General features: G+C 58.7%; 13 protein-coding genes. 4 read left to right on the top strand and 9 right to left on the bottom strand.

The window, feature by feature from the left end:
- Positions 1 to 513 precede the first annotated feature (513 nt).
- Both AB7531_RS03165 and AB7531_RS03160 read left to right on the top strand, forming a co-directional pair.
- Positions 514 to 2,412 carry an adenylate/guanylate cyclase domain-containing protein gene (locus AB7531_RS03165; protein WP_063980530.1) on the top strand — a complete coding sequence of 633 codons (1,899 nt, stop codon included), beginning with the start codon at positions 514 to 516 and terminating at the stop codon, positions 2,410 to 2,412.
- Positions 2,413 to 2,426: 14 nt separating this feature from the next.
- On the top strand, positions 2,427 to 3,689 hold the full coding sequence (locus AB7531_RS03160; RefSeq protein ID WP_441279893.1) for an ABC transporter substrate-binding protein: 1,263 nt from the start codon (positions 2,427 to 2,429) through the stop codon (positions 3,687 to 3,689).
- 339 nt (positions 3,690 to 4,028) lie between these two features.
- Here the strand turns inward: AB7531_RS03160 and AB7531_RS03155 are convergent, their stop codons facing one another.
- The 4 genes from AB7531_RS03155 to AB7531_RS03140 all read right to left on the bottom strand — a co-directional run bounded on the left by AB7531_RS03155 (position 4,029) and on the right by AB7531_RS03140 (position 14,758).
- Positions 4,029 to 11,438: an Ig-like domain-containing protein gene (locus AB7531_RS03155; RefSeq protein ID WP_441279892.1), complete on the bottom strand. Its 7,410-nt coding sequence runs from the start codon at positions 11,436 to 11,438 to the stop codon at positions 4,029 to 4,031.
- 1,048 nt (positions 11,439 to 12,486) lie between these two features.
- Complete coding sequence (locus AB7531_RS03150) at positions 12,487 to 13,143, bottom strand: phosphoribosylanthranilate isomerase (protein ID WP_063980526.1); 657 nt, start codon at positions 13,141 to 13,143, stop codon at positions 12,487 to 12,489.
- Between the two features lie 271 nt (positions 13,144 to 13,414).
- The gene (locus AB7531_RS03145) at positions 13,415 to 14,125 is read right to left on the bottom strand and encodes a methyltransferase domain-containing protein (protein ID WP_245328520.1); all 711 of its coding nucleotides are present in this window, start codon (positions 14,123 to 14,125) and stop codon (positions 13,415 to 13,417) included.
- Between the two features lie 363 nt (positions 14,126 to 14,488).
- Positions 14,489 to 14,758, bottom strand: coding sequence for an antibiotic biosynthesis monooxygenase (locus tag AB7531_RS03140; protein ID WP_063980525.1), 270 nt, complete (start codon positions 14,756 to 14,758; stop codon positions 14,489 to 14,491).
- Positions 14,759 to 15,363: 605 nt separating this feature from the next.
- Here AB7531_RS03140 and AB7531_RS03135 point away from each other — a divergent pair.
- Together AB7531_RS03135 and AB7531_RS03130 are read left to right on the top strand one after the other, a co-directional pair.
- Positions 15,364 to 15,771, top strand: coding sequence for a hypothetical protein (locus AB7531_RS03135; protein ID WP_063980524.1), 408 nt, complete (start codon positions 15,364 to 15,366; stop codon positions 15,769 to 15,771).
- Positions 15,772 to 16,036: 265 nt separating this feature from the next.
- Positions 16,037 to 16,363: a DUF3303 domain-containing protein gene (locus AB7531_RS03130; protein ID WP_063980523.1), complete on the top strand. Its 327-nt coding sequence runs from the start codon at positions 16,037 to 16,039 to the stop codon at positions 16,361 to 16,363.
- Positions 16,364 to 16,695: 332 nt separating this feature from the next.
- On the opposite strand, the gene AB7531_RS03125 is transcribed toward AB7531_RS03130, so the two are convergent.
- The 5 genes from AB7531_RS03125 to AB7531_RS03105 all read right to left on the bottom strand — a co-directional run bounded on the left by AB7531_RS03125 (position 16,696) and on the right by AB7531_RS03105 (position 25,901).
- A complete protein-coding gene (locus tag AB7531_RS03125) occupies positions 16,696 to 17,205 on the bottom strand; it encodes a phasin family protein (RefSeq protein WP_063986010.1) in 510 nt (169 codons plus the stop codon).
- A 438-nt stretch (positions 17,206 to 17,643) separates the two neighbouring features.
- Positions 17,644 to 18,834, bottom strand: a complete 1,191-nt coding sequence (locus AB7531_RS03120; protein ID WP_063980522.1) for an extracellular catalytic domain type 1 short-chain-length polyhydroxyalkanoate depolymerase — start codon at positions 18,832 to 18,834, stop codon at positions 17,644 to 17,646.
- Positions 18,835 to 18,837: 3 nt separating this feature from the next.
- Positions 18,838 to 19,257: a hypothetical protein gene (locus AB7531_RS03115; protein ID WP_063980521.1), complete on the bottom strand. Its 420-nt coding sequence runs from the start codon at positions 19,255 to 19,257 to the stop codon at positions 18,838 to 18,840.
- A gap of 1,210 nt (positions 19,258 to 20,467) precedes the next feature.
- Positions 20,468 to 23,554, bottom strand: coding sequence for a hypothetical protein (locus AB7531_RS03110; RefSeq protein WP_441279891.1), 3,087 nt, complete (start codon positions 23,552 to 23,554; stop codon positions 20,468 to 20,470).
- Between the two features lie 364 nt (positions 23,555 to 23,918).
- Positions 23,919 to 25,901, bottom strand: coding sequence for a DUF2075 domain-containing protein (locus AB7531_RS03105; protein ID WP_441279890.1), 1,983 nt, complete (start codon positions 25,899 to 25,901; stop codon positions 23,919 to 23,921).
- Positions 25,902 to 25,915: the final 14 nt, after the last annotated feature.

Here is a 25,915-nt window from a genome sequence, read left to right as displayed (position 1 = left end):
GAGCAAATCTAGTCGGCTCTGCCTCACTAAGCGGACCTTAATGGGCTACACCGCCACTTCGCTGATGGGCCAACAAGCCACATCTTACTTTTGGTTTGACTTGAGGAGCAGACCATTGACCCGCCTGGAGCAGTGATGAAGCCTGGAAGATGATGAGGCGCAGCCGAATGCAGGTCGCTCACGTCCACTCCCCAAAGTAACCCGGTGGCACACTGTTAAGACAGGGCTTACCCCCCACATACTCGCACAATGACAACACTTGGCGAGCTTTGCTTGCAGCAAGCGCTATAACAACTGTCGCTCGGCGCCACGGGCGGCGCTCGGACCTCGCGCAGCAGCAATCCGCGCCCTCTACACGTGACCATCAGCTCGGTCTGCTCGGACGGAAATCCGCGATCGGACAGCGGCGCCGCATGCGCTGTAAGTGCCCCTCTACGCAATCGCACCGCGAATCTATTGCTGGACGTTCTTCGGAAAGACTATAGCCTGAGCAAAACGACGGGGAGGCTTGGCTTGTTCACATTCCGAACCTCGATCACGCTGGCGGTGATGACGTTTGTCGTCGCGCTCGCAGGGCTGCTGATAGCCATACAGGCCCGCTCGCTGCGCGCGGCGACGCATGAAGCCGCGTCGGCCTTTATGGACTCCGCCAGCACCAAGTCGTTGGGCCGTCTGCAGACCGAACTGAACGCCATCGCGTCCCTGGTGAACGTGTTGGCGACCAGTTCGAGCGTAGCCGATTCCAATGAAAGGTCGGAGACCGGCCGGGCCATCCCTCTGTTCAAAGCGGCGCTGCAGGAAATGCCGCAGATGGACAGCATCTATGCCGGCTTCGACAATGGCGCATGGCTGCAGGTGAGGCGCACCAGCGTTCTCAGCGAAGACCAGCGCGACCGGCTGCGGGCGCCGGCAAGCGCCGAATTTGCGATCAGCCTGATTCGTCCGACCCCGGCTGGCGAACTGCCGATGCGCCGTGTCTTTCAGGACCGTCAGGGCAACGACGTCGGCGAAATCGACCTGTGGAACTACGGATACGACGGGCGCAAGCGGTCCTGGTACTGGCAAACGCTGCGGCTGGATCGGCCATATGTTTCGGCCCCCTATCTGTCGTTCAGCATCGACGCGCCGGTGATCACCGTTAGCGCCCCGTTGCGAGGCAAGGTGCCGGGCGTGATCGCGGCCGATCTCAAGCTCGACACCTTCAGCGCATTTGTCCAGGCGCAGCGGCCGGGCCAGAATGGCACGGTGATGATCTTCGACCAAGCCGGCTCGCTGATCGCGCATCCCGAATTTACGGGACTTGTCGAAAGCGCGATGACGCATCCTTCGCAATCGCAATTGCCCAGCATCGACGAGATCAATTCCGGAATGGTGGCCTCCGTTGTTCGACGGTCGCATAACCGCGACCACAACGAGGGCCTCATCCACGATGAGGACGGACAGGGCTTCCTGTTCAGGTTGACGAAGTTCACACTTGGCGAAGGATACAACGGCAGCATCCTGTTGCTGGCTGCCGAGGATGACTTCGTTCAGAATGTCCGGCGACTCCAGTTTACCGGTTTGATCCTCGCGATCGTCGTCGGTGCGGCCTTTGTGCCGCTCGTCTGGATGTTCGGCAGCACAATGTCGTACTCCCTGAAACGCATCACGGCGCAGGCTGGCCAGCTTCAGACGCTGGCTGAACCCAGCCTCGCGCCGGTAACCTCGTATATTCGCGAGATTCACGAGTTGGGCAGCACCGTCAATCTAGCGCAGCGGGCGATATGGTCGTTCGCACATTTCGTCCCAAAGGAAATCGTCCGCGGCCTCATCGACAATTCCATCTCCACCACGCTCGGCGGCGTCAAACGGGAGATCACGCTGGTCTTCACCGACGTTCAAGGCTTTACGACGATCGCGGAAGCAGCCGACCCCGATGGGTTGATGCGGCAGACCTCGCGCTATTTCTCCGTGATGACGGACGCGTTCCTCGCCGAGGGCGGCACGGTCGACAAGTTCATCGGCGACGCTGTCATGGTGTTCTGGAATGCCCCCAATCCACAACCCGATCACGTCGCCCGTGCGTGCCGGGCGACGCTTGCGGCCAAAGCAGCGGGCGAACGGCTCAATGCCGAATTCGCGGCTGAAGGCCTGACGCCTTTCGTGACAAGGTTCGGCATTCATGTCGGGGAAGCCGTCGTCGGCAATGTGGGATCGTCCGAGCGCATGAATTACACCGCCCTCGGAAACACGGTTAATCTTGCCGCGCGGCTGGAAGGCCTGAACAAGCAGGTCGGGACAACCGTCCTCGCAAGCGAGGACGTATATTTGCGCGTTCGCGATCAATTCGAATTCAAGGCCTTCGATGCGGTCGTTGCCAAGGGTATGACAAAAGAAACCCGCATTTTCGAACTCGTCGGAGCGTCGGCATGAGGTGGATTTGTTCCTTGCGCGGGCTCGTCGCCGTGCCGATCATTCTTTTTGCTTCGCTGGCACATGGCACCGAAGACACCATCAAAGTCGGCATTCTGCACTCTCTGTCCGGGACCATGGCCAACAGCGAATCCGCGCTGAAGGACACGGTTCTGATGATGATTGCGAACCAGAACAAGAAGGGCGGGCTGCTCGGCAGGAAACTGGAGCCGGTCGTCGCCGACCCCGCTTCGGACTGGGACGCATTCACCGACAAGGCGCGCGAGCTGCTCGCGAACGAAAAGGTCGCGGTCGTATTTGGTTGCTGGACCTCAACTTCCCGAAAAGCCGTCATTCCGGTGTTCGAACGATTGAACGGCCTGCTTTTCTATCCTGTTCAACACGAGGGTGAGGAAAGCTCGCGAAACGTCTTCTACACCGGCGCGGCGCCGAGCCAGCAGGCGATTCCGGCCGTTCGCTACTTGATGAGCAAGGAGGGAGGGGATATTCGCCGCTGGGTCCTCCTCGGAACTGAAAGCGACTATCCGCGCATGACCAACCGGATCCTCGGCGCATACCTCGCCGCGGAAGGCGTGAATGCTGAGGACGTTACCACGATCTACGTACCGCTCGGCCATTCGGACTGGCGCGAGATCGTCGAGAAGATCAAGGTCCTTGGCTCGCAGGGCAAAAAGACCGCCGTGATCTCGACCATCAGCGGAGATGCTAACGGCCATCTGTACAACGAATTGGCGGCCCAGCAGGTCGAGGCTCGCAAGATTCCCGTCATGGGGCTCTCCGTTACAGCACGAGAATTACGAGGTGTAGATGTCAGCCGGCTTGTTGGGCACATGGCAGCGCGGAGCTACTTCCAGTCGGTCACGACGCCGGAGAACGATGCATTCGTTAAGATGTGGTCCGACTTCAACGAACAGCGCGACAACATCACGAACGATCCGATGGAGGCGACCTTCATCGGCTTCCGGATGTGGGTGCAGGCAGTCACCCAGGCCGGGACACCAGATGCGAACGCGGTCCGTCAGGCCATGTACGGTCAGAGGATCAGGGCGCCGAGCGGTTTTGAGGTGGTGATGAATACCAATCATCATCTTTCCAAACCGGCCATGATCGGCAAGCTCAATCCGGATGGCAGGTTCGACGTGGTCTGGCGCTCGATCAACCCGATCAAGGCTTCGGTCTGGAGCAGGTACATTCCAGAGAGCGCAAAGCTTACCTCCGACTGGACATTTCCCTGGGTGTGCGGCGGGTGCGCCGAGCCGACATTCAAGGAATGGTGAACAGAGTAGTGCGGCCTGAAGTCCGCTTTGGGTCAAAATGCGAAAAACTCAACGCGAGCAAATTCGGTCCGCTAACCAACTGGCTACGTTAAGCTGCGGTCGGCAGCTGAGAGCGGCTAAGCAACTTGCGCTCTGATCGCGTCGACAGCTGCAGGCCCGTCGTCTCGTTCGCGTATGCGTTGTTATGGAACACTGCCTCGATAGCCCGACCAACAAACCGCCTTCACATCACACCGAGCAAATGATGCGTGTGGCGCAAGTTAGGGAATCACGTCGTGTTCGATAGAGTAGTGGCGACCACATCACCCCATTCGATGACAGATGCGGCCGCCGACTTCGTCAATGTAAAATAAAGTCGTTCGATCCCGCGCTCGTGTTGAGATTGAAAACGTTGAGAATCTCGATGGTTTCAGCCAACGCGGCGCCACCATGAGCCGCATCGGGAGTAATTGTGTAAAAATCGGTCGCCGCGACCCGCTGGAACGTCGCGCCACTGGCCAGTGTGCCATAACCATAAAAGTCCAAATGATCGCCGGCATTGGCTCCCGCTCCGGCAAAATCGGTCACCACATCGCCATTGGCCTCACCGAAATTGAATTTGAAGGAATCATTGCCGGCGCCGCCTGTCAGGCGATCCGCGCCGGCTCCGCCGTCGAGCGTATCGGCGCCGCCTCCACCATTCAGCACATCGTTGCCGCCACCTCCTGTCAAGACATCGGCGGCGCTACTGCCGGTCAGCACATCGTTATAGGCCGAACCCGTCAGATTCTCGAAACCAGTCAGCGTGTCCGACCCGGCGCCGAACGTGTTCTGTGCCGAGGTTACGGCAAGACTGACCGTTACCCCTGCGCTCGCATGCGCGTACGAGACTGTGTCGATGCCGGCACCGCCCGCCAGCACGTTGTTTCCCGCGTCACCCTCCAGGAGGTCGTTGAATTGGGAGCCGGTCAGGTTCTCGATGTTGGCCAGAATATCACCCTGAGCATCACCGCCGCTACCCTGCCCCGTCGCCAAGCTCACGTTGACGCCAGTCCCCGAGGCCGTGTAGGTCGCCGTGTCAGTGCCCTGCCCGCCGTCGAGCGTATCCGCGCCGCCAAGTCCGACGAGGATGTTGTTGCCAGAATTTCCGACGATAACGTTGTCAACCCCATTGCCGGTGCCATTGATGTTCGAGGTCCCCGTCAACGTAAGGTTTTCCACGTTGGTCCCGAGCGTGTAGGTGACCGACGACTGCACGGTGTCCGTACCCTCGCCCGCGTTCTCCACGACCGTGTCACCGGTGTTGGTGATGATGTAAGTATCATCGCCCAGCCCGCCAATCAGCGTGTCGGCTCCGCCGCCGCCGGCGATCTGGTCGGCAAACGCGCTGCCGGTGATGATGAATTTCTCACTCTGATTGTGTATGTCGATCGTCACACCTGCGTCGGCCGATGCCGCCGAGACAGCTTCGACGTTGGTGATCTGTGCATTCGTTGCGGTGTTGAGGCCCGTGGACGTCGCAGACAGGACGATGGTGTCTGTGCCTGCGCCGCCATTCACGATATCGGCCCCGATAAAGCCGATGATCTTGTCGTTGCCGCCACCGGCCGTGATGCTGTCAGCTCCGGCTCCGCCCGTGATGATGTCATCCGATGTAGTGCCGGTGATGGTGAACCCTTCGCTTTGGCTATGGAGGTCGATGACCACGCCCGCTGCTGCCGACGCAGCATTGATGGCTTCAACGTTGACGATTTGGGCGTCCGCGGCGGTGTTCAGATCACTGGACGTGGCGGACAGGATGACGCTGTCCGTGCCCGCGCCGCCATTCACGGTGTCGGCTCCTACAAAGCCAATGATCGAGTCGGCGCCCCCGCCACCCGTGATCAGGTCGGCGAGTGCGCTGCCGGCGATGGTGAACCCCTCGCTTTGATTGTGCAAATCAATCGTCACACCCGCGGCTGCAGAAGCCGCCGACACAGCCTCGACATTGGTGATTTGGGCGTTCGTTGCGACGTTGAAGTCCGTGGACGTCGCGGACAGGACGATGGTGTCTGTCCCCGCGCCGCCATTGACGGAATCAGCCCCGACGAATCCGATAACCTTGTCGTTGCCGCCGCCGGCGGCGATGCTGTCGGCCCCGGTTCCGCCCGTGATGGTATCATCCAAAGCACTGCCCGTGACGGTAAATCCTTCACTCTGGCTGTGAAGGTCGATGACCACACCGGCTGCCGCGGACGCAGCGTTGATAGCCTCGACATTGACGATTTGGGCATTGGTGGCCGCGTTCAGATCAGTGGACGTGGCCGACAGCACGATGCTGTCCGTTCCCACGCCGCCGTTGACGGTGTCCGCTCCCACAAAGCCAGTGATCGAGTCGTTACCCGCTCCTCCTGCAATGTTGTTAGCGGCTGACGTGCCGGCAATCGTATCGTTACCCCCAAGCCCGAACGTCGCGGTTGCGCCAGCCGCCACGGTGATGGCCTGGCCAGCAGAGGTTCCGAACTGAAGCGTTAGCGGTTGAGCGTAAAGATTGCCTGCCTGATCCTCCGCAACAACGTATATGCTTGGCCAGCTGCTCAGGGCCGCCGCCGTTGTGAGAACTCCAGTGTTGGCATCGATCGAGATTCCATTACTGCTTTGGCTGATCCCTGACGTTCCGGCGGCATTCGACGCAAAGAAATACTTGAACGGTGAGCCGGTCGCATCTCCTGTTTGAGCAATCGATCCAATGACCGTTCCCGCAGCAATGTTAGTCGTTCCATCAAAATTCGAATTCGCCAACGTAAACTGCCATCCCGTCGGGCCATGGGTATCAAGCGTAAATGTCACCGGCGAGGTCGCACCGACATTGCCCGCGGCATCGGTCTCGCCTGCTATTACCGTATGTGACCCATCAGCCAGGCCGGTCGGCGCAAAGCTCCAGGCACCGCTGGCGTCCGCTTCGACCGTTGCAACAATCTCCGTGCCATCCACCGTGAAGTGAATCACGGCGTTAGCCTCCGCCGCACCTGCAATTGCGGCGTTCGAGGTGATCTTGTCCGTCGCGGATAGACCGGTGTCACTGGCCAGACTTGCCGTCACCACGGGAGCCGAGGTATCGACGGCGAAAGCCAGAGGATCACTGATCGCGCTGATATTGCCTGCCGCATCGGTTGCGGTCACCATATAGCTGTGAGTTGACCCGTTCGTGAGGCTGCCGATGGTGTAAGACCAGTTGCCCAAACCGTCTGCCGTTGTGGTCCCGAGCGCCTGGAATCCATTGATAGCAAAGTCCATCGAAGTGGGAGTTCCCCCACGAGGATTGCCGTCGACAAAATACAAGGAGCTAGCCACGCCAGGATAAAGGGTTGGATAAAGCGGCGATCCATTGGACGTGAGGGACAGATAGTAGGTGCCAGAGCTAAGCGTCGTGGACGGAAGCTTGACCTCGGCGCCAAGTATTCCGATATTTGCAGTATCTATAAACAGCGTCGTTAATTCAGCCGCACTATAGTCGTGGCTGAACACCGCAGATCCCAGCTGCCCTTGAACTGGTCCAGCGGCGTAGATCGTTACGTCAACGTCCGCGGGGAAGTTCGGCGCCGCGCCGCCGGCTCGGACCACGAAATCAATCGATGTAATGGTAGAAACCTGGCTAAGCGAGAAGGGCTCGTATTCATTTGTTTGCCCAAACCCGTTGGCAATCCAGCCGTTCGCCACAGTTTGCGTAACAGGATAGGTCTGGAACAACGTGCTGGATGAGGTCCCGTCGTAAATTGCGACGGCACTGCCAGCCTCGGCCGTTCCGGTCAGCATCTGCGCTGCGGTATTGTTAGCGGCGTTGACGTAGCCGTTCGATACCGCAGCATCCACGGGCGCAGCCGGCTTTGCCGGCGCAACACCATCGATGACTAGCACACCATCAGGATTCGTCACAGCTGCCCTGAGGTCGGCATCATTACCGAAATTGTCTTTGATCGTGCCGCCGTTCAGGCTGAACGCCGTGATGGCGAGATCGGGGGAACTGTCTCCGGGACCAACCGTATAGGTGAAGGTCAATTTGTCGGTTCCGGAGCCGCCGACATAACCGGCGGTAGCTCCGTCATTCAATGTCATGGTCGGGCTGCCGTTAGACGTATCGACCGTCGCGACTCGGCCCATCAGAACAGTTATTGTGACCACATGGCCAACGCCGAGAACGCCGGACCCGTTGGTGATACCGGCACCCGATGTCGATACAGAAAGCGTGCTCAGACCGTTATAAGTGCCGCTGCTGTCCTGGATGACGTCGACGGAGGTTCCGGCGAAGATCGCGGCACGTTGGCCTGCAGTGAAGGCAAAGCCGCTCGCGACGAGGGTATCGTCGCCGGCTCCACCGAGAACATGGAAGCCGGTGGTGGCATTGGCAACAGTGAACGTGGTGCCGCTGGCGTTGGTGCTGGCGATATCTGCACCGTTGACCACCGTCGTATGAGTCAGATCGAGTGTCGCGTCGGCGGTATGGAGATGATCGCTCGTACCGCCACTGATGGACGTAAGATGCGACACGCTGGCCTGATCGATTTCAACCGATTGGTCGGGTGAGAGAGCTAACGCCCAACTTCCGTTGAGATGAATCTGGCGCAGATCGAAAGCACCCGAACCACCTATGCCGATGGAATTCCTTCCGCTGATTGCGCTAGCCGTGAAGACATCGTCATAATTGAAAGTAGCAATGTCCCCTATGTTGATGCTGTTGAAATTTTGACTCCCGGTAAAATCCACGGTGGCCTTGCCGGAGGAAACGTACACGGCAGCACTGCCGTTGTTCCCGCCGCCATGATAATGGATATCGGCAGTTCCGGTTGAGAGCGTAAATGTATCGGGACCATTAAAAAAGGACGGCTTCCCGGTAACGTCCAATGTCGCAGTCCCGGTCGACAAGTTAAAGATGCCGCCATTGCCGCTCGTGATCGTTGCGGCGCCGCTCGATAGGTTGAACGTGCCGCCAAAACTGCTAATCGTTGCAGCTCCGCTCGACAGATTATAGGTGCCAGCCTGAGTACTATTGATCGCTGCAGTCCCGATGGACGTGTTGACCGTATAATTGGCGCTCGCACCCAGGTTGAGCGTCACCGCACCATCGCCGAGAGTGACCGTGCCTCCACCAAACGCTTCATTGTCGACGTTGATCGTCAAGTCGGAGCCGTTGGCGAGGGTCAGGTTTGATTGCCCTCCGGTGATGTTGACGAGATCTACCTCCTCCATGCCGAGGAACTGCGCCAGCGCGCTCAGATCGAACGATCCCGCACCGAACAGCGCCAGCGTGTCGTAGCCAGCTCCACCATCAATCTGATCGGCGGAGTTTAACGTTGCTGCCGTTCCGTTGATCGTGTCGTCATTGCTCGTCCCAACAATCGTGTCCGTACCGGTCGTGAGGGTCACTGAGCTGGGGGCATTATAAGTGCCGCTGCTGTCCTGGATGACGTCGACGGAGGTTCCGGCGAAGATCGCGGCACGTTGGCCTGCAGTGAAGGCAAAGCCGCTCGCGACGAGGGTATCGTCGCCGGCTCCACCGAGAACATGGAAGCCGGTGGTGGCATTGGCAACAGTGAACGTGGTGCCGCTGGCGTTGGTGCTGGCGATATCTGCACCGTTGACCACCGTCGTATGAGTCAGATCGAGTGTCGCGTCGGCGGTATGGAGATGATCGCTCGTACCGCCACTGATGGACGTAAGATGCGACACGCTGGCCTGATCGATTTCAACCGATTGGTCGGGTGAGAGAGCTAACGCCCAACTTCCGTTGAGATGAATCTGGCGCAGATCGAAAGCACCCGAACCACCTATGCCGATGGAATTCCTTCCGCTGATTGCGCTAGCCGTGAAGACATCGTCATAATTGAAAGTAGCAATGTCCCCTATGTTGATGCTGTTGAAATTTTGACTCCCGGTAAAATCCACGGTGGCCTTGCCGGAGGAAACGTACACGGCAGCACTGCCGTTGTTCCCGCCGCCATGATAATGGATATCGGCAGTTCCGGTTGAGAGCGTAAATGTATCGGGACCATTAAAAAAGGACGGCTTCCCGGTAACGTCCAATGTCGCAGTCCCGGTCGACAAGTTAAAGATGCCGCCATTGCCGCTCGTGATCGTTGCGGCGCCGCTCGATAGGTTGAACGTGCCGCCAAAACTGCTAATCGTTGCAGCTCCGCTCGACAGATTATAGGTGCCAGCCTGAGTACTATTGATCGCTGCAGTCCCGATGGACGTGTTGACCGTATAATTGGCGCTCGCACCCAGGTTGAGCGTCACCGCACCATCGCCGAGAGTGACCGTGCCTCCACCAAACGCTTCATTGTCGACGTTGATCGTCAAGTCGGAGCCGTTGGCGAGGGTCAGGTTTGATTGCCCTCCGGTGATGTTGACGAGATCTACCTCCTCCATGCCGAGGAACTGCGCCAGCGCGCTCAGATCGAACGATCCCGCACCGAACAGCGCCAGCGTGTCGTAGCCAGCTCCACCATCAATCTGATCGGCGGAGTTTAACGTTGCTGCCGTTCCGTTGATCGTGTCGTCATTGCTCGTCCCAACAATCGTGTCCGTACCGGTCGTGAGGGTCACTGAGCTGGGGGCATTATAAGTGCCGCTGCTGTCCTGGATGACGTCGACGGAGGTTCCGGCGAAGATCGCGGCACGTTGGCCTGCAGTGAAGGCAAAGCCGCTCGCGACGAGGGTATCGTCGCCGGCTCCACCGAGAACATGGAAGCCGGTGGTGGCATTGGCAACAGTGAACGTGGTGCCGCTGGCGTTGGTGCTGGCGATATCTGCACCGTTGACCACCGTCGTATGAGTCAGATCGAGTGTCGCGTCGGCGGTATGGAGATGATCGCTCGTACCGCCACTGATGGACGTAAGATGCGACACGCTGGCCTGATCGATTTCAACCGATTGGTCGGGTGAGAGAGCTAACGCCCAACTTCCGTTGAGATGAATCTGGCGCAGATCGAAAGCACCCGAACCACCTATGCCGATGGAATTCCTTCCGCTGATTGCGCTAGCCGTGAAGACATCGTCATAATTGAAAGTAGCAATGTCCCCTATGTTGATGCTGTTGAAATTTTGACTCCCGGTAAAATCCACGGTGGCCTTGCCGGAGGAAACGTACACGGCAGCACTGCCGTTGTTCCCGCCGCCATGATAATGGATATCGGCAGTTCCGGTTGAGAGCGTAAATGTATCGGGACCATTAAAAAAGGACGGCTTCCCGGTAACGTCCAATGTCGCAGTCCCGGTCGACAAGTTAAAGATGCCGCCATTGCCGCTCGTGATCGTTGCGGCGCCGCTCGATAGGTTGAACGTGCCGCCAAAACTGCTAATCGTTGCAGCTCCGCTCGACAGATTATAGGTGCCAGCCTGAGTACTATTGATCGCTGCAGTCCCGATGGACGTGTTGACCGTATAATTGGCGCTCGCACCCAGGTTGAGCGTCACCGCACCATCGCCGAGAGTGACCGTGCCTCCACCAAACGCTTCATTGTCGACGTTGATCGTCAAGTCGGAGCCGTTGGCGAGGGTCAGGTTTGATTGCCCTCCGGTGATGTTGACGAGATCTACCTCCTCCATGCCGAGGAACTGCGCCAGCGCGCTCAGATCGAACGATCCCGCACCGAACAGCGCCAGCGTGTCGTAGCCAGCTCCACCATCAATCTGATCGGCGGAGTTTAACGTTGCTGCCGTTCCGTTGATCGTGTCGTCATTGCTCGTCCCAACAATCGTGTCCGTACCGGTCGTGAGGGTATAAGTAGTCATCTTAAACATCTCCTCGTCGCGGATGCGATGATGAACGTTCGGGACTTGATTTAACGATTGTGAGAGAATAGTGCGGCGACAGACTGCAAATAAAAGGGGTCGCTACCGGCGCTCAGAAAGGTGAGCTATCTTAAGAACTCGCGCTGCTAGTCCCTTTCGGCGCCACCGCATTCGACTTGCTCGCCACCGCGCTAGGGGTGTCGCTCACTTCATTTTCCAAAATGTTGGCCACGATCAACATGCTTTGACCTCCATCACAAAGGGCGAAAGCTAATTTGGGCAATGAGATCGACAGCACTCATTGAACTTCAACGTCTTCGTCGGCGCCGAAAACACACCGCTCACATTGGGTGAGCGCCTGGGCGGCAACTATCCTGGCCTTCACAGACCATAGCGCCTTGCGTCGAATCTGATGTGAAAGTCCTCAGAAAAATGCGGACCTTCGGAGTGCTCCCGAAACAAGAGTAGTGGTCACGCCTACTCGACCGCCACGCCAATTGCGAGGTACGCCAATCGGATAAGCCCCCCTTTTGCTCCCAAGAGACATATTCTAGTCACCTTGAACCTGCTTAGGAAATTTGTGCGAGAATGATCTAGACGGCTGACCCGCCCCAAACTTACTCCTCGTAAAACTGCGGGATCGCTTGATGTCAGGATCGGCTTGTTTGCCGACATCTACAACGAATTGTCGACGACAGCTGAAAGTTTCGCACAGTGATATAATGATGCCACTGATCAAAAGAAGCGGCACGCTGGTCAGCAGGGTTCGAACCTGCGCCACTAACACCGCGTTGCGAGCGCAGCATTGCTCCACATACCTCCGTCGAGGCGCTTCCTCTTCATCCAACGAAGTCGCGACACTTTGGATTGACCGACAGAAGTCGCCTTGCAGCGTTGACCCATTATTGAGCGGCGCGCCCTCGCCCACTCGGCCGCATTCGCAGATCCGATGTTATGGAATGATCCAGACGAGGTCCTCCGGTGCACTCGGCGGACAAACAAAGTTGTAAATCCGACGTCTGCGTTGGGCCAAGAAGAGAAGCGCGATCTAACCGCTCGTCGCAGCGCGATAGAAGGCTTCTACCTTACCCAGGTCTTTTGAGTGTGTGCCCGCTCGATCCGTTCTTGTTTTCGAATCAACGCCGGCAGGTCGTACCGACCGAATCGCTTCTTTGACATTGTCTGGTCCGAGGCCACCAGCAAGTATGACTGGGGTGCGAACACTCTCGACTATCATTCGACTGATGCGCCAGTCATGCGTCACGCCCTGCGCGCCGATTTGCACATCACCTGTGCGATGACTGTCGAGCAAAATCCAATCGACAACCCCATCATATGCTTGCGCCACACCTACTGCCTCAGGTCCCGTGACAGGTACGCTGCGCATGAATTTGGCCTTCGGCAGGGACTTTCGCAGCTTCACGACAAGATCAGGCGTAAGCAATTCGCTTGATGCGCCAAGATGAACAATGGGCGGATCAAGCTCTCTCGCCATCCGTTCGATAAGAGCGACATCCGCCGAGAGGAACAGCGCGGAAAGTACGGACGGCGCCCGCATCATCTTCATAACGGCTAACGCCTTCTGAACCGGAAGCTCCCGAGGGAAGGCTCCATCGCCGACGAGCACGCCGACATGATCCAAGCCGATTGCCGATATCGCCGCGGCTTCCGCAGGTATCGCGACTTCGTAAATTTGCGTCAGCATTGTCTTACACGCTGCCACCACTCAGTTGATTAGACGTCGGCGTCGAACGCGTAGTGCCCGAAGAAATAGCGCAATTCACATTCCCCCGGTCGCGCTTTGAGGCTGCTATAGCGACGCCTGACGCGAAAAGAATAGATCGGCGGCAGGGAAAATGTAAGCCGTATGTCACGCGCACTCGGTCTGACGCCATCTTCGGACATGTTCGCGCATCGCTTCTGAGACGGGCGGCGAGCGTGGTGTCAGCGAGTGCCGGCGGGATCGCCACAGGCAACTATATCGCGGGGAGATTTTCGACCCGCACCTCCGGCGGAGAGAATACCGCCAGGTAACCTCCGTCCCCTGCGAGCTCATATGTGGCGACCTCGCGATAGCCGACGGCGGTCAATTCGCAGCGCAAGAGCTCAATTGGCGTGCCATGCTTCGACGTCGGAAGCTCAAGGTCGACAATTCCGACCCGCGCACCCTGCTTCAAGGCGGGCGCGAGATTGTAGAGGAAGGCATAGGGTTGGGCTATCTCATGATACATGTGCGCAAGGATTGCGGCATCCAGCGAGGAAGCGGGCAGACGCGGGTCGTGTGGTTCGCCGAGCGCGAATTTCACGTTCGTCAACTTCAGAAGTTCTGTTCGCCTGGCGAGCTCCATGAGGTAATCCCGCCTGACGTCCTGGGCAACAACAGAGCCGGCGGGTCCGACGAGGTGCGAGAGTCTGACCGTGTGGTAGCCACTGCCTGCACCAATGTCGCCGACTGTCATGCCAGGCTTCAGTTCGAGAACACGCGCGATCTGACCGGCCGCATCGAGCGCGTCGCGGTGCTCTTCGGCGGAGCGGCGTGCGCTGACAATCCGTGCGACAGGGCGCTGCGGCGAGGGAAACTCGTTTGCAGCGACCCCGGGGGGAGCCAGATAACCTATGTCAGCGCCGTATGCGCGAATTGCAGCAAACGCTACAAATAGCGTCGCTGCATAAGCCAGTGCCGTCACGGGCCTACCACGCATTCTCAGCCGGTCTAGGCGCAGTCGCCCACGTTTTGTGAGCTCCAGATGTGCGCCCACCGCCAAGTCAACGAGGTTCAATGTAGCAGGCAACTCCATCCGTGCGCCTCGCGTTGACGCCGACCGATCGTACCTGAGAGCAAATCCTATCAACCCAATGGATCTGCATTGGGTCAAGCCATATGTCCGTTGCGAGTCAAAAGCGCCTCTCTGGCACGCCGCCGTTCACTTCCGGTCTACTACTCCGATGATCGGACCTGCTCGGCTCACTTGCCACTTCGCTGATGGGCCAACAGGCGACACGGCATCACCACAGCAAAGAAATCCTGGCACTTGGCCGGGATCGATAACTCACGCCTTGTTCGTAAACCAAATCGTTGGAGCTCCCGCCACTCGCGCGTTCTGCATGGCATTCTTCAATTCAGCACTCTCCGCGAAGGCTTGCGCAGCTTCAATCGTGGCAAACTCGTGAGTTACTGTGATGTCATTGGGATTTTCGACTGCTCGGTAGACAGCCTCGGCTGTTACGCCCTTCGCCTTCTGAACCGGAGCAAAATCGTCGTAAACCTTCCGCCAGGTCTTGTAGTCGGAAACCGTGTGTCTAACGAACATAGTCGTCATCAGATGTTCCTCCCTGACTGTCGTAACAATCTTTCCACGAACGCTCGAAACAGCACTTCCAGTAGCACCAGTATAATACCGGCCACCGCTTGGAGCTATTTCATTTCCGGGTTGCACTGGTGCCATCGGACGTTTGCCCTTTGTCCGATTAAACTGAGGCGTGCTGCCACTTCGCTGATGGGCCAACTCCGGACGGTCTGCGGGAGCAGCATCATCGCCTCCGCACTCGACGCCAATAGGTCGTGGCCGCGCAGTTACTGCGACCAGCCGCAGGACCAGTCAGTGACACTGACTTGCGTATTCAGTTGGTCGCAGTGTGAAGTTGTTGAACGCCGGGTCCGATCTTCAGGCCTAAGCAAACTGAGGCATTATGCCTCTTGGGCGAAACGCCCATTTCTAGGGCGCGTCCGTTCTCGTAGAATGTGGTTGCCCTTGAAGCGGGATGTGCCGAAGTCACCGTTCGGGACGAACGAGCAGTACTAGCGCTGTCGGCAGGTACGCTACTCTAAGAGACCGCCCCCTTTTCGGTTTCACACCACGATTTCACATTCCACACGCGCGCAACTTTTGCGGCGGCTTGTTGCAGTAACCTAGGGAGAAAAGCGATGAGAAAGATCGATCGAAGGTCTGCATTGACATTCGGGTTGGCGGCGGCGTCGGCGGCCATGATAAAGCCCGCCGCCGCTCAAACTACGGGCTATAAGGACACAACTCCGTGGCCAGGTGTGGTGGTGCGTGAGTATGATGGCGAGACACCATCGCTGATCCCCGGTTTTAAGTCCGTCTCAATGCGCGACATCATCATGCAGCCGGGATCGAAGACCATGGGGCCCCCGATGATGAATGCCATGGTCTGCCATATCACCGAAGGAGAGCTTCGGCTTGAGCAGGACGAAAAGACCTTTGCCGGCAAGAAGAATTTTGTCTGGACCTGCAACAAGGACACAAAGGAGCAGGCGTTCAATGATGGGAACGTGGTCGCAATTATGCGGATCACGGACCTAAAGGCTTAAGGCTCGTTTCTTCGCAAGAAATCGATTGTAGGAGCGAATGGCGCACGCTACGGCGCGCCGATAGCGTCGGCTTGCCCTCTGACGTGACTTCCTGGTTACGCCGAATTCTAGATATGTCGCTGCGCCAACCGACGCGATGGGCCATGACCGGGCATCTTCTCGACCAATGAGGCCGCTCTCGCCGCTGCTAACACTTGCGCGACCGCTCGCACTTAAGATTAGATCGGTCGCGTGGCTCACTGTCCAGTTTTGAAGGAGGTGTTTCATGAAATACATGCTTGAATATACAGTCCGCGCTGCCGGCCTTTCCTTTGACCAAAACTTTGCAGGATCGCAATCACTTCTTGCTGCGTTCAGCAAGTGGAACCCGGATGAAGAGAAGGGGCTGACGATACAAGCGTTCGTAGCGAACCTGGCGGGACGAGGGGGCTATGTTTTGGTCGAAGCCGACGACCCAAAAGCCATCACCGCCTTTGTGGCAAAGTACAACTTCTGGAATGACATTGATGTCGTTCCGGTCGTCGATATCAGTGACTCAGTGCCGATAAGCGCAAGTTCACTCGAATGGGCGAGACAAGCGTCTAAGGGCTAGTTGGCGGACGATATGAAATCGACGAGCGCCCCGACAGTTTGGTCGGGGCGTCTCAATTCAAAGACTAGTGCAGCATGAAGAGAGAGAGGCCGATGTCTGGATTGAGTCAAAATGCGCCGTTTTGACCCTCTGCGGTCAATTCCGGTCTACCCCAAGGAACGGACATTAGGTTGAAGTTTCGTGCCACTTCCGGACACGGCGCGACTGGTTGGCCTCGATGAGCCGGTCACCCTTTCCATGCAAGATCCTAACGCACGCAAGGCGTGGCGTCATCGCCCCGTTCGAAATCCGTGTTTGCGTCCATCCTTTGCCGCAGCGGGTACGGCTTGCAGTTATTGTCCCGGCAGAGCCGTGAGCTCTCGGGGGCGCTTGATGCGCCAGAACGGATATGCCGCCAATTCTTTCGAATGCTGCCCGAACATATCGACCCGTCTGCTTGTAAACTCCGTAATGACGCCGAAATATTCAGTTGGTGATCTGATCGTCGCAAGTCTCAGGCCGAATTCAAAAGCAAATTGCGCGTTGGCCGCGGCTATCTCAAGAAGCTTCGCCTGATACGCCTGCATGTTTGCCGTCGCTAAAGCAATGCTTTTCGTTGGATCGCTATCCGTCATTCTCTGACTGAGGTCATCTGGTAAGGCATCCACCCGAGGCTCAATGATAGGAACCTCGTGTTTAGGATCATAAAGCTCAGGAGGCGGATCAATCGAGACTGCCGCAACAGAGCGAAGTAAATTCTCTTTCGGGCTTCTAACAATGTTCTGCTTGTTCCGTTGGGCCCGCGCGGCCATTTTCGGATTGCGGGCGCGCTTTGGCGCTGTCGCCGGTTTGCGTTTGCTCATCTGACGCTCCAAGAAAATGGGGGGGGGGCGACCACAACGGTCATTTCTGAAAGGACAACAGGCTTTGTGACGTGGCGTTCCAAACCCGTGCATTGTTGGAGTCCCGCATGAACTGAGATCAATCGCACGTTCTGCGATGTCGACGATACGGCCTATCAATGGCCGCAGCCGAGGCCGCCCTCCGAAGGTTCGCTAGGAGGAAGTCTCGCGAAATTGAGGCATGAACGTTTACGTAATCGCCGCAACTTGAAGCGGTCCTTGGAGAGCACAACGAGCGGATGGCTGATTGTTCTCAGACCGACGCCGTTGAGCATAGGTCTGGAAGATCGCCAGCTAGATGTTTGTTGGTTGGAGTTGCTACCTAAACCATCGACGCCAAGCTGACCCGGAAACTGGGCGACGTGCTCGAGGACAACCTGAGCGCCCTATGAAGCCAGATTACCCACCGAGCGAATGCTCGAGGAAGAAGCGCAGCATTTCCCTCGTCGCATCCGGCCCTTGCGGATCAGTGTAGGACCCGGCGGGGCTGCCGCCTGACCACGCGTGTCCGGCGCCGTCGATGGTCCAGTGTTCGGAGATCGCCCGACCGGCCCCATCGATCAGGACGGTGCGAGTGTAGGCATGGCCGTGGGGTACGCGTCCGCGAAGTACCATCGTCGTTGGCCTCGTTGCCCTGGTGGACTGCTCGATAATCTGATCGCCATTCTTTGGATGCACCGTAGTGTCGCGATCGCCATGGAAAACGATGGTCGGCATAGAAGTTTTGTCATCCGCAATTGCCTTGGAGCCGCCTCCCTGCCGCATGGCGACGAACGCGGAGGGAAGATCGCTCGCGGCTCCACATGCGAGACCTGAATGAATACCGACGGCGGCGTACAGGTCGCTATACGTTGAGCCCATGATGGCGGCGGCGGCCCCGCCGGCCGACAGACCCGCGACGTATACGCGCTTCGGATCGATCGCATGGTCGCGCATGATCTGGCGGGTAATGCCGGCGATCATCGAGGGCTCGCCCCTGCCGCGGCGCTGGTCGCCCGTGCGAAACCAGTTCCAGCACTTCGACTGGTTGGCTCCGCTCGGCTGCTCAGGATAGACCACGAAGCAATTCTGCTCTTCCGCCAGGAAGTTCATCCGGGTGCCGGCCGCGAAATCGTCCGGCGACTGGGTGCAGCCGTGAAGCATGACGATCAGGGGAAGCCGTTGTCCCCGGCAGCGGCTTGGGATGAACAGCTTATAGGTCCGGCTTCCCGCGGCGTTACTGAAGGTACCGGCGATAAACCGTGTGCCCTCGGGCACGATGTCCGATGGCGATAGAGGAGCGCGCGTGATCGGACTTCGCAGGCCGAGCCCGGAAAAATCCCGCATGCCGTCGAGCGGTAAGGAGCGTCTGCGTCCCTGAGCAGAGCGGGCCGGCGCAATCAGCGGAGCTTCCCGCTCCTCGACGACGTTGGCCGTAGCGTCGATGGTAAGCGGATCGAGCCGCGGGAGCCGAGCCTGAGGGGCGCTGCGAGACCCCGGTCTTGGAGCGCTACCGCCCTGGAGCATGCGCTGCAGGAGCGCGGTGGCCTCGACCAGTTGGCCGGCACGCGTGAGGCGTGTTGCTTCGCGGACTATGTCTTGATTCAGCATCGTTCACCTCGTTCTGTCGGCGAGAGCGGCCTTGACCGCGGGAGTGGCGTGAAGGGCCCCCAGCACCGAGACCGACGCGATTGTGGCGCGAGCCAACGCGGGAGTGACGTCCTGGGCGATGGTGGCTAAGCCCAGAACATTAATCTGCAGCATTTCGCCGGCGCGCCGCGCCGCTTCGAGATCCTCGCGAGTATAGTTGCGCAGCCCGAGATCCAGGTTCTTCCGGGCCGTGGACTGTCTGACGACCTCTACGTGTCGCTCGAGCTGGTTCCGGATTGCTGTCCGGATGAAATCGGTCCGGTTCGAATAGAACCCTTCCTGCACCATAAGATCGACATGACCGAGGTCGACATAGCCAAGGTTGATCGTGATCTTCTCGGTGTCGGGGACCTTGGGTCGCAACTCGCGCACATTATCGGCCATAGCTAAGCATCCATCTTTTACCATCCATTTGGATGGTGCATGGCTGTCATCTAGATGTTCCGGGGCGATTTTCAAGGGATGAGCGAATAGACCCGCGGCCAAGAGCGCGAGATCTGGATGCTGCAGCGGGTCAGCGTCTCGATGACCTCGGCGGGCGAAGGTCAACGACCTCTACCGCGACCGAGACACGCTCGGGAAAGGGACGCCTGCCGGTGAATTTGGCCGTCGCCCGCATGCGCGACATCCGGAGCTCCGCCGAGGTCATCGAGACGCCAACCCGCTGCGAGCCAGACTTTCGGCAATCCCAGTCGAACTGGGGTCGCCAGTTATCGTTACGATTGGAATACGCGATCTCAGTTTTTTGAAGATGAGTGCGCCAAGGCCACCGAGGAGAATGACGTCCGGGTTGCTGCCAACGGTTTCCGTCGCCATGGCTTCGAGGCCGGACGTGTTTTGCTCTCGGCCATAATTTTCGACTGTAAGGTTTGTCCCTGGATCTGTCCCAACCGTCGCAGCTCCGCGAAGAAGGGCTCGAGGATATCTTTTCCCGCTATGCTCGTGCCGGTCCGCGCTCAGCTCTGATGGGACGAAAATAGCAAGACGTTTCTTGTTGGTGCTCCCCGCCGCCGTAGCCAGCTGCGGCGATGTTACCGCACCACAAACGGCACGGAGAAAAGCACGCCGCCTCATGTTCGCCCCTAGTTAAGTCTAGGTCAACGCATGCTGGCGTCGCTGAGCGAGACCATTCAAAGCCCGCAGAGACCGCCGGTTCAGGCTGAAGGCGATGAATGACCTGATCTGAAGGCTGCTACCGTTCGCACATCAGTTGTTATGGAAGAACCAGGCCACTGGCCGAGACGACGACTGAGAAGACTGCGTCCGGTTTGCCTCAACAGCGGACGTCGCGCTGCGCCACTTTGGGGCCGATTGTGTTGCAAAAGTCGATTTTCGCCGAAGACCAAAATCCGCGGGCCGTGGGCGCGACCTTCGTGTACAAGATGTGAGACGCCTCACGGCCTCACGCAAACTTCACAGGCGACTTCGGTACCGCGATTGAGGTCATTCGAAACAGCGATTGCTCGCTAGTGTTTTCGCGAAAGATAGAGCCCTCCAACTTTCGGCTTTTGCAACAATATCGGCCAAAGGCAGACTGAACGCAGTCGAGATCGCACGCACTCCTAGAACCTGCAACCTCGAGAAATCAGCTAACCTATGCCTTCTCTACCTTAGTCTTGCGTGGGACCGGTAACCCGCGCCGCTCGGCCTCCACTTTCAGCGCGCGCCGCAGCACATCCCACTCCTCTTTGTCCTCGATCCGACCCCATAGTTCGACCAAGCGCTTGTTGTCCAGCAGCGCAGCTGCGAAGCTCCAAAGAACGCGGCGCGCGTCAGGGCTCTGTATCCAGATCGTCGAACTAGCAATCATCTTTTCAAGTTCGGCTACAGAAAAGCCGTCTTGCGCGAACCAGCGTGCCGCCAAGTAAGCGTGCATTTGATCATGCACAAACTCAAACGCGCCAGCGCCAACCCGCCGAATGAGGCGTACGGGCCGGTTGTCATTTTGTGGAGCATCCGCCAATGCTATCAATAGAGTGGCCGGCAGGTCGACGTCGGGCTTGAGCCGACGCATATCCTCGTTGGGCTTGCGCTCGGAAACCATGCGCCATGCGGCAAACGCAGTAGCGCCCTGTTGTTCGTGGCGCACGTCCTCAGGCACAGCGGGCCATCCAGCTTCGATAACCGCTGCATACAGGCCCAACCGGTCGGCGGGCAGCTTGGCGTGATACGGATCGGTCCGCGCGAGGTCGATGACAAGGCGAACATCGTATCCCGAGCGGATGGCGGGCTCCAGCCCCGACGCGGTGATGCGTCCCATTACTGCTTCAGCGTGTTCTCTCAGGTACAGTCGAAGCAGATCCAAGGTGAAGTTCCGAATATCGGTCGGCAGACGCCATGTGACGAAGCGATCGCTGCTGGGTTGCTGTTGTGATGTGATCAGCATCGGCGCTTCGCTGAAAGTCCGGCTGAAGGCCGTAATGGCTTTCGTCCTGTCAACCTCGTTCAGACCGTCGACCGCAACTCCGATCGTGCCGCTTTGAAGAAATCGCGACAACAACGTGCTGCTCCCGAATGTTAGACCCGCGCTCGATAAAGTGGCACGCACCGCGTCGAAAACCCATGCCGGATCATCCTTGTCCTCTCCGCTGCCGGCGAAATCGCGTGCGGCAAATGAAACGATGATGCAGCCCCATTTCGCGTACGCGGCGAAGGCTGTCTCGTGCTCGCGGAAATGACGTTCTGTTACATGTCGAAACACCGCGGTCTTGCCCATGCCGCTGGCGCCTTGCACCCAGAGGCACCGATCTCTCCAAGGTGGGGCAAGCGCCTCGGTGGCCCCTAGCATACGGCCGTCAATTGCCGTGAGTGGCAAGGGCAGAAATGGACGAGGCTCCTGCAAGCGTTCGCGAACACGCTGGAAATAGAGATCGAGGATCCAGAGTTGAGCTAGCCGAATGTGACTTAGAGCAAGCGGGGCAATGCGGAGAACCCAGGTGCCCCAGCCATCGTCGGTCGCGAGCCGCCATGCCCAGGCAGACCAGCGCGCAAGTCCAAAGAGGACGAGATTTATCAACGCGAGCGCCACACCAAAGCCAATGGTCAAAACCCTCCACCATCGCTCCCACCAAGGACCACGAACGAAATTCAAGGTCTGCGCCTCGCCGACCTGACGCTCAACACCACCGGATGTTGCGACCACTTGGACTGTCCAGCGGTCAGGCTTGTCAAAGGTAGATGAAATCGCGAGTTCTGCGACTGTGGCGCCAGGCGTAATTCGTTCAATATGTTCCACGAACTTGCCGGGACGTTGGTCGCCGGGCGCGACCACACGGACATTCAGCCCCAATTTGTCGGCAGATCGCGCGCACTCGTGCGCAATTGTGAATACCAAAAAAGAAGGATTAAGGCGGGGATCTATTGAGCTTCCGTCCCAGTTCTTCTTGTTCCTAATATCGACTCGGGCGCGCGCGAGCGGTGTTTGGATGGTTAGGAAAACGCCATTCGAGGCCCCTATCAGCGCCCCGCCGCCCGGAAAGTCGCGCGCGTCGTACACGTCTCCGGTGCTGGCATCGCCGGCAGGTGTGACGCTGACCTTGCCACCCACCTCGCGTGCGAGGAACCAGCCCTTCGCGGCCCGGATCAGCACCCCGCCACCGTGTGAATCGCGCGCGTCGTACACGGCGCCGGTGCTGGCATCGCCGGCCGGCGTGACGCTGACCTTGCCGTCCACCTCGCGTGCGAGGAACCAGCCCTTCGCGGCCCGGATCAGCACCCCGCCGCCCGGGAAGTCACGCGCGTCGTACACGGCTCCGGTGCTGGCATCGCCGGCCGGCGCGACGCTGACCTTGCCGCCCACCTCGCGTGCGAGGAATAAGCCCTTCTCGGCCTGGATCAGCACTCCGCCGCCCCGCATGTTGTGCGCAGCGTACGCGGCTCCTATGTCGGCATCGCCGGCCCGCGCGACGCTGACCTTGCCGCCCACCTCGCGTGCGAGGAATAAGCCGTTCGCAGCCGCGATCAGTACGCCGCCCGGGAAGTCGGGCGCATCGTCGTACACGTCTCCGGTGTCGGCATCGCCGGCCGGTGCGACGCGGACCTTGCCGCCCACCTCGCGTGCGAGGAACCAGCCCTTCGTGGCCCGGAACAGTACCCCGCCGCCCGGGAAGCCGCGCGCGTGGAACACGTCTCCCGTGTTGGCATCGCTGGCCGGCGCGATGCTGACTTTGCCGCCCACCTCGTGTGCGAGGAACCAGCCCTTATTGGCCCTGATTAGCACCTCGCCGCCGCGTAAATCGCGAGCGTCGTAAATGTCTCCGGTGTTGGCATCGCTGGCCGGCGCGAAGCTGACCTCGCCGCCTACCTCGTGTGCGAGGAACCAGCCCTTCGCGGCCTCGATCAGTACCTCGCCGCCGCCGCGTATGTTGAACGCACGACGCACGTTTCCGGTCTTGGCATCGCCGGCCGGTGCGACGCGGACCTTTCCGCCCACCTCGTGTGCGAGGAACCAGCCCTTCGCGGCCTCGATCAGCACCCCACCGCCCGGCATGTTGTACGCAGCGGACACGGCTCCTATGTCGGGATCGCCGGCCGGCGCGACGCTGACCTTCCCGCCCACCTCGCGTGCGAGGAATAAGCCGTTCGCAGCCACGATAAGCACCCCGCCGCCCGGGAAGTCGTGCGTACTCTTCACGCGTCCGGTGTCGGCATCGCTGGCAACAAGACAAGCAATCTGCGGCACCGGTTGGGTTAGCGCTGTTTGCTGGAGAGCCGCGGTCAAACTAACGACAGCAAAGAAAGACGCTAATGCTAGGCGTCTGCACGGCGTGACTGCAGTCATAGTGTCTACCGCCATTAGAATGTCGAAGGCCCGAAGCCCTCATCGGCTCACACGAACACTACCAGCGCCTGATGCCGTCCAGACTTCTCCAAAATCTTCAAGTCGTCAACATGCCTACTTCGGGTCCGGCAAAGTGTCCGGGGCAAATGTCTGCTTCCATCCTCGAACGCGGAAATCGCTCAGCAGGTGAGAAGCTGCCGCGATCATAGGAATCGCAAATGAGATGTTATGGCAGAAGTCAGCCAGTGACCGACCTTCGCCAGGCTCAAGTTCTTCGATCAAGCAGCCGCAACCCACACTCCGCTAAGAATGCCGCCGTTCCATCGTAGAAGGCTGGAGGACGGGTGGCGTCGATCGAGTCACCCCTCGGAATATAAATTACCATCCCCTGTCGCGCGCGCGTCAGCAACACACGGTAGGCGTTGGTCAGGTAGACCTTGCGGTTGTCATCATTGACGTTCTGCCATCGCGTGCCGGCAAACCGATAGAACTGCCACCTCCCGTCGACCGACCGAAAATCAGCGTCCCAGCAGACCCCTACCCAATCGAGTTCCAGGCCCTGAATATCGAACTCGGTCGCGGGATCCTCCATATAGTAGGACGAGCGCACATCATCTTTTCCGTTCAAGAACCATGTCGTTGCTTCGATCTTTTCGTGAACGTTGATTCCCTCGGGCTTCAGGCGCGATGCGCCGGACGAGGCCACCAGACCAACGCGCTCCGAACCCCGCCCACGATCTCGGAGCCATTGCCGCGCGTGGCCGAGCTCTCGCGTCAGGACGATCGGATAGGTGTCCTTAATCGCCTGGTAAAGCGCTTTAGCCTCTTCGGCCTCCCCAGCGACTAGCGCGCCAACGAACGCAGAGAGCTTTTCGGCACGAAACGATCGCACAGAGACCGCCAAATGAAGCGCCGGCAAAGATTCGCTCTCAAGCCCTGCCAGAAGTGCCGGTAGATCTTGCCCCCAATGGTAGTCTCGATGGGCTAGTTGTTCCGACGTATAGACCTTCCAGTTCCGAAAACTTCGCTGGAGCGCGGAAAACCATTCGGTTAGGCCCGCTTCACCGGCGTTGATCTCCTGTCCTCCGCCTATCAGACATATGATCGTGCACCAGCCGTCGTGCCTGTCCATGACGCTGATGAGAAACTCAGGTTCAGACATCTGGAAATTTGTCTGCCCCTTCTTCTGACTCATGAAGTTCGCCAGATGCTTGGCGTCCCATGCCCGCTGCGCCTCGTCGAACACCGCAACCCGCTCGATCGGAGGTTCCGAGGTGACGAGGTTGCTGTCGCGGAAATGCATAATGTTCTGAACGAAACTTTTGACTTTCCGGAGCGCGTCGGACTTCCGGCTCTTCTCGCCGCGTTCCTTTAATTGCGCATGCTGGTCCCGTGCGAGTGCCTCTCGCAGCACCTCCACCAAGGGGCCGTTGCCGGAGAGGAAGACAGCATGCTCGTCCTCGTGGGCCTTCGTGCGAAGTGTCACGAGATTGAGGCCCGCCAGCGTCTTTCCGGCACCTGGCACTCCCTTGACAAAGCAGATCGCCTTCCGCCGATGAGCCTTGGCATCCTCGATGATGTCAGCAAGGCTTGCCGCCGTCTGACTTAGATTCTTCGCTCCGGCATCGGAACGAGTGATGTCTTCGACCCGATGCCCCTGGTAGAGCGCCTGCGCGGCTTCAATGATTGTGGGTGTCGGCTTATAACCTGTCCGCGACCACTGGGCGCCGTCAAGTTCAGCCTGCTTGGGTATCTCACGCACGATACGCCCTAAAATTTCCCGCAGATTGCCCCCATTCGATTTGACCGGGCTTGCGATCCCGTCATTTTCCCAATCCAGCTCAATGGCTGAATTCGCGGCCATCGTCGCAACAACGATCGGCACGATCCGCCGATCATGACTGCCAGCATGAAAGTTCTTGAGATCGAGGGCATAGTCGACAACTTGATCTAGGGCGGCCGCATCGAACCGATCCGAGCCGACCTTGAACTCGATGACGAAAACGACACCCGCCGTAGTCACGACCACATCGGCACGCCTGCCCATGCGCGGGATTGCAAATTCAAATGCAATCCAACCATCGAGCCCACGAAATTGAGCCCGCACGAGCTCGATCTGGCTCAGCCACGCGTTGCGCTGCAGCGCATCCAAGGCGAAAGGATTCTGTTTGGCGAGGCTTCCCAGAATAGCTTCAGGGGTTAGATCGACAAGCTCTTGGATCGAGCTAGAATAAAAGGCACCATTCATCGTGTTTCGCGCGC

The sequence above is a fragment of the Bradyrhizobium sp. 63_E2_N1_3 genome, from assembly GCF_052076005.1.
Taxonomy (GTDB): domain Bacteria; phylum Pseudomonadota; class Alphaproteobacteria; order Rhizobiales; family Xanthobacteraceae; genus Bradyrhizobium; species Bradyrhizobium barranii.
The sequence above is the reverse complement of the archived record's forward strand: the minus strand, read 5'-3'. Positions and strand labels throughout refer to the sequence as shown.

Coding starts and splice junctions, on each gene's coding strand:
- AB7531_RS03155 (WP_441279892.1), bottom strand. CDS start 11,438: ATGACTACTTATACCCTCACGACCGGTACGGACACGATTGTTGGGACG.
- AB7531_RS03150 (WP_063980526.1), bottom strand. CDS start 13,143: ATGCTGACGCAAATTTACGAAGTCGCGATACCTGCGGAAGCCGCGGCG.
- AB7531_RS03140 (WP_063980525.1), bottom strand. CDS start 14,758: ATGACGACTATGTTCGTTAGACACACGGTTTCCGACTACAAGACCTGG.
- AB7531_RS03135 (WP_063980524.1), top strand. CDS start 15,364: ATGAGAAAGATCGATCGAAGGTCTGCATTGACATTCGGGTTGGCGGCG.
- AB7531_RS03130 (WP_063980523.1), top strand. CDS start 16,037: ATGAAATACATGCTTGAATATACAGTCCGCGCTGCCGGCCTTTCCTTT.
- AB7531_RS03125 (WP_063986010.1), bottom strand. CDS start 17,205: ATGAGCAAACGCAAACCGGCGACAGCGCCAAAGCGCGCCCGCAATCCG.
- AB7531_RS03120 (WP_063980522.1), bottom strand. CDS start 18,834: ATGCTGAATCAAGACATAGTCCGCGAAGCAACACGCCTCACGCGTGCC.
- AB7531_RS03115 (WP_063980521.1), bottom strand. CDS start 19,257: ATGGCCGATAATGTGCGCGAGTTGCGACCCAAGGTCCCCGACACCGAG.
- AB7531_RS03105 (WP_441279890.1), bottom strand. CDS start 25,901: ATGAATGGTGCCTTTTATTCTAGCTCGATCCAAGAGCTTGTCGATCTA.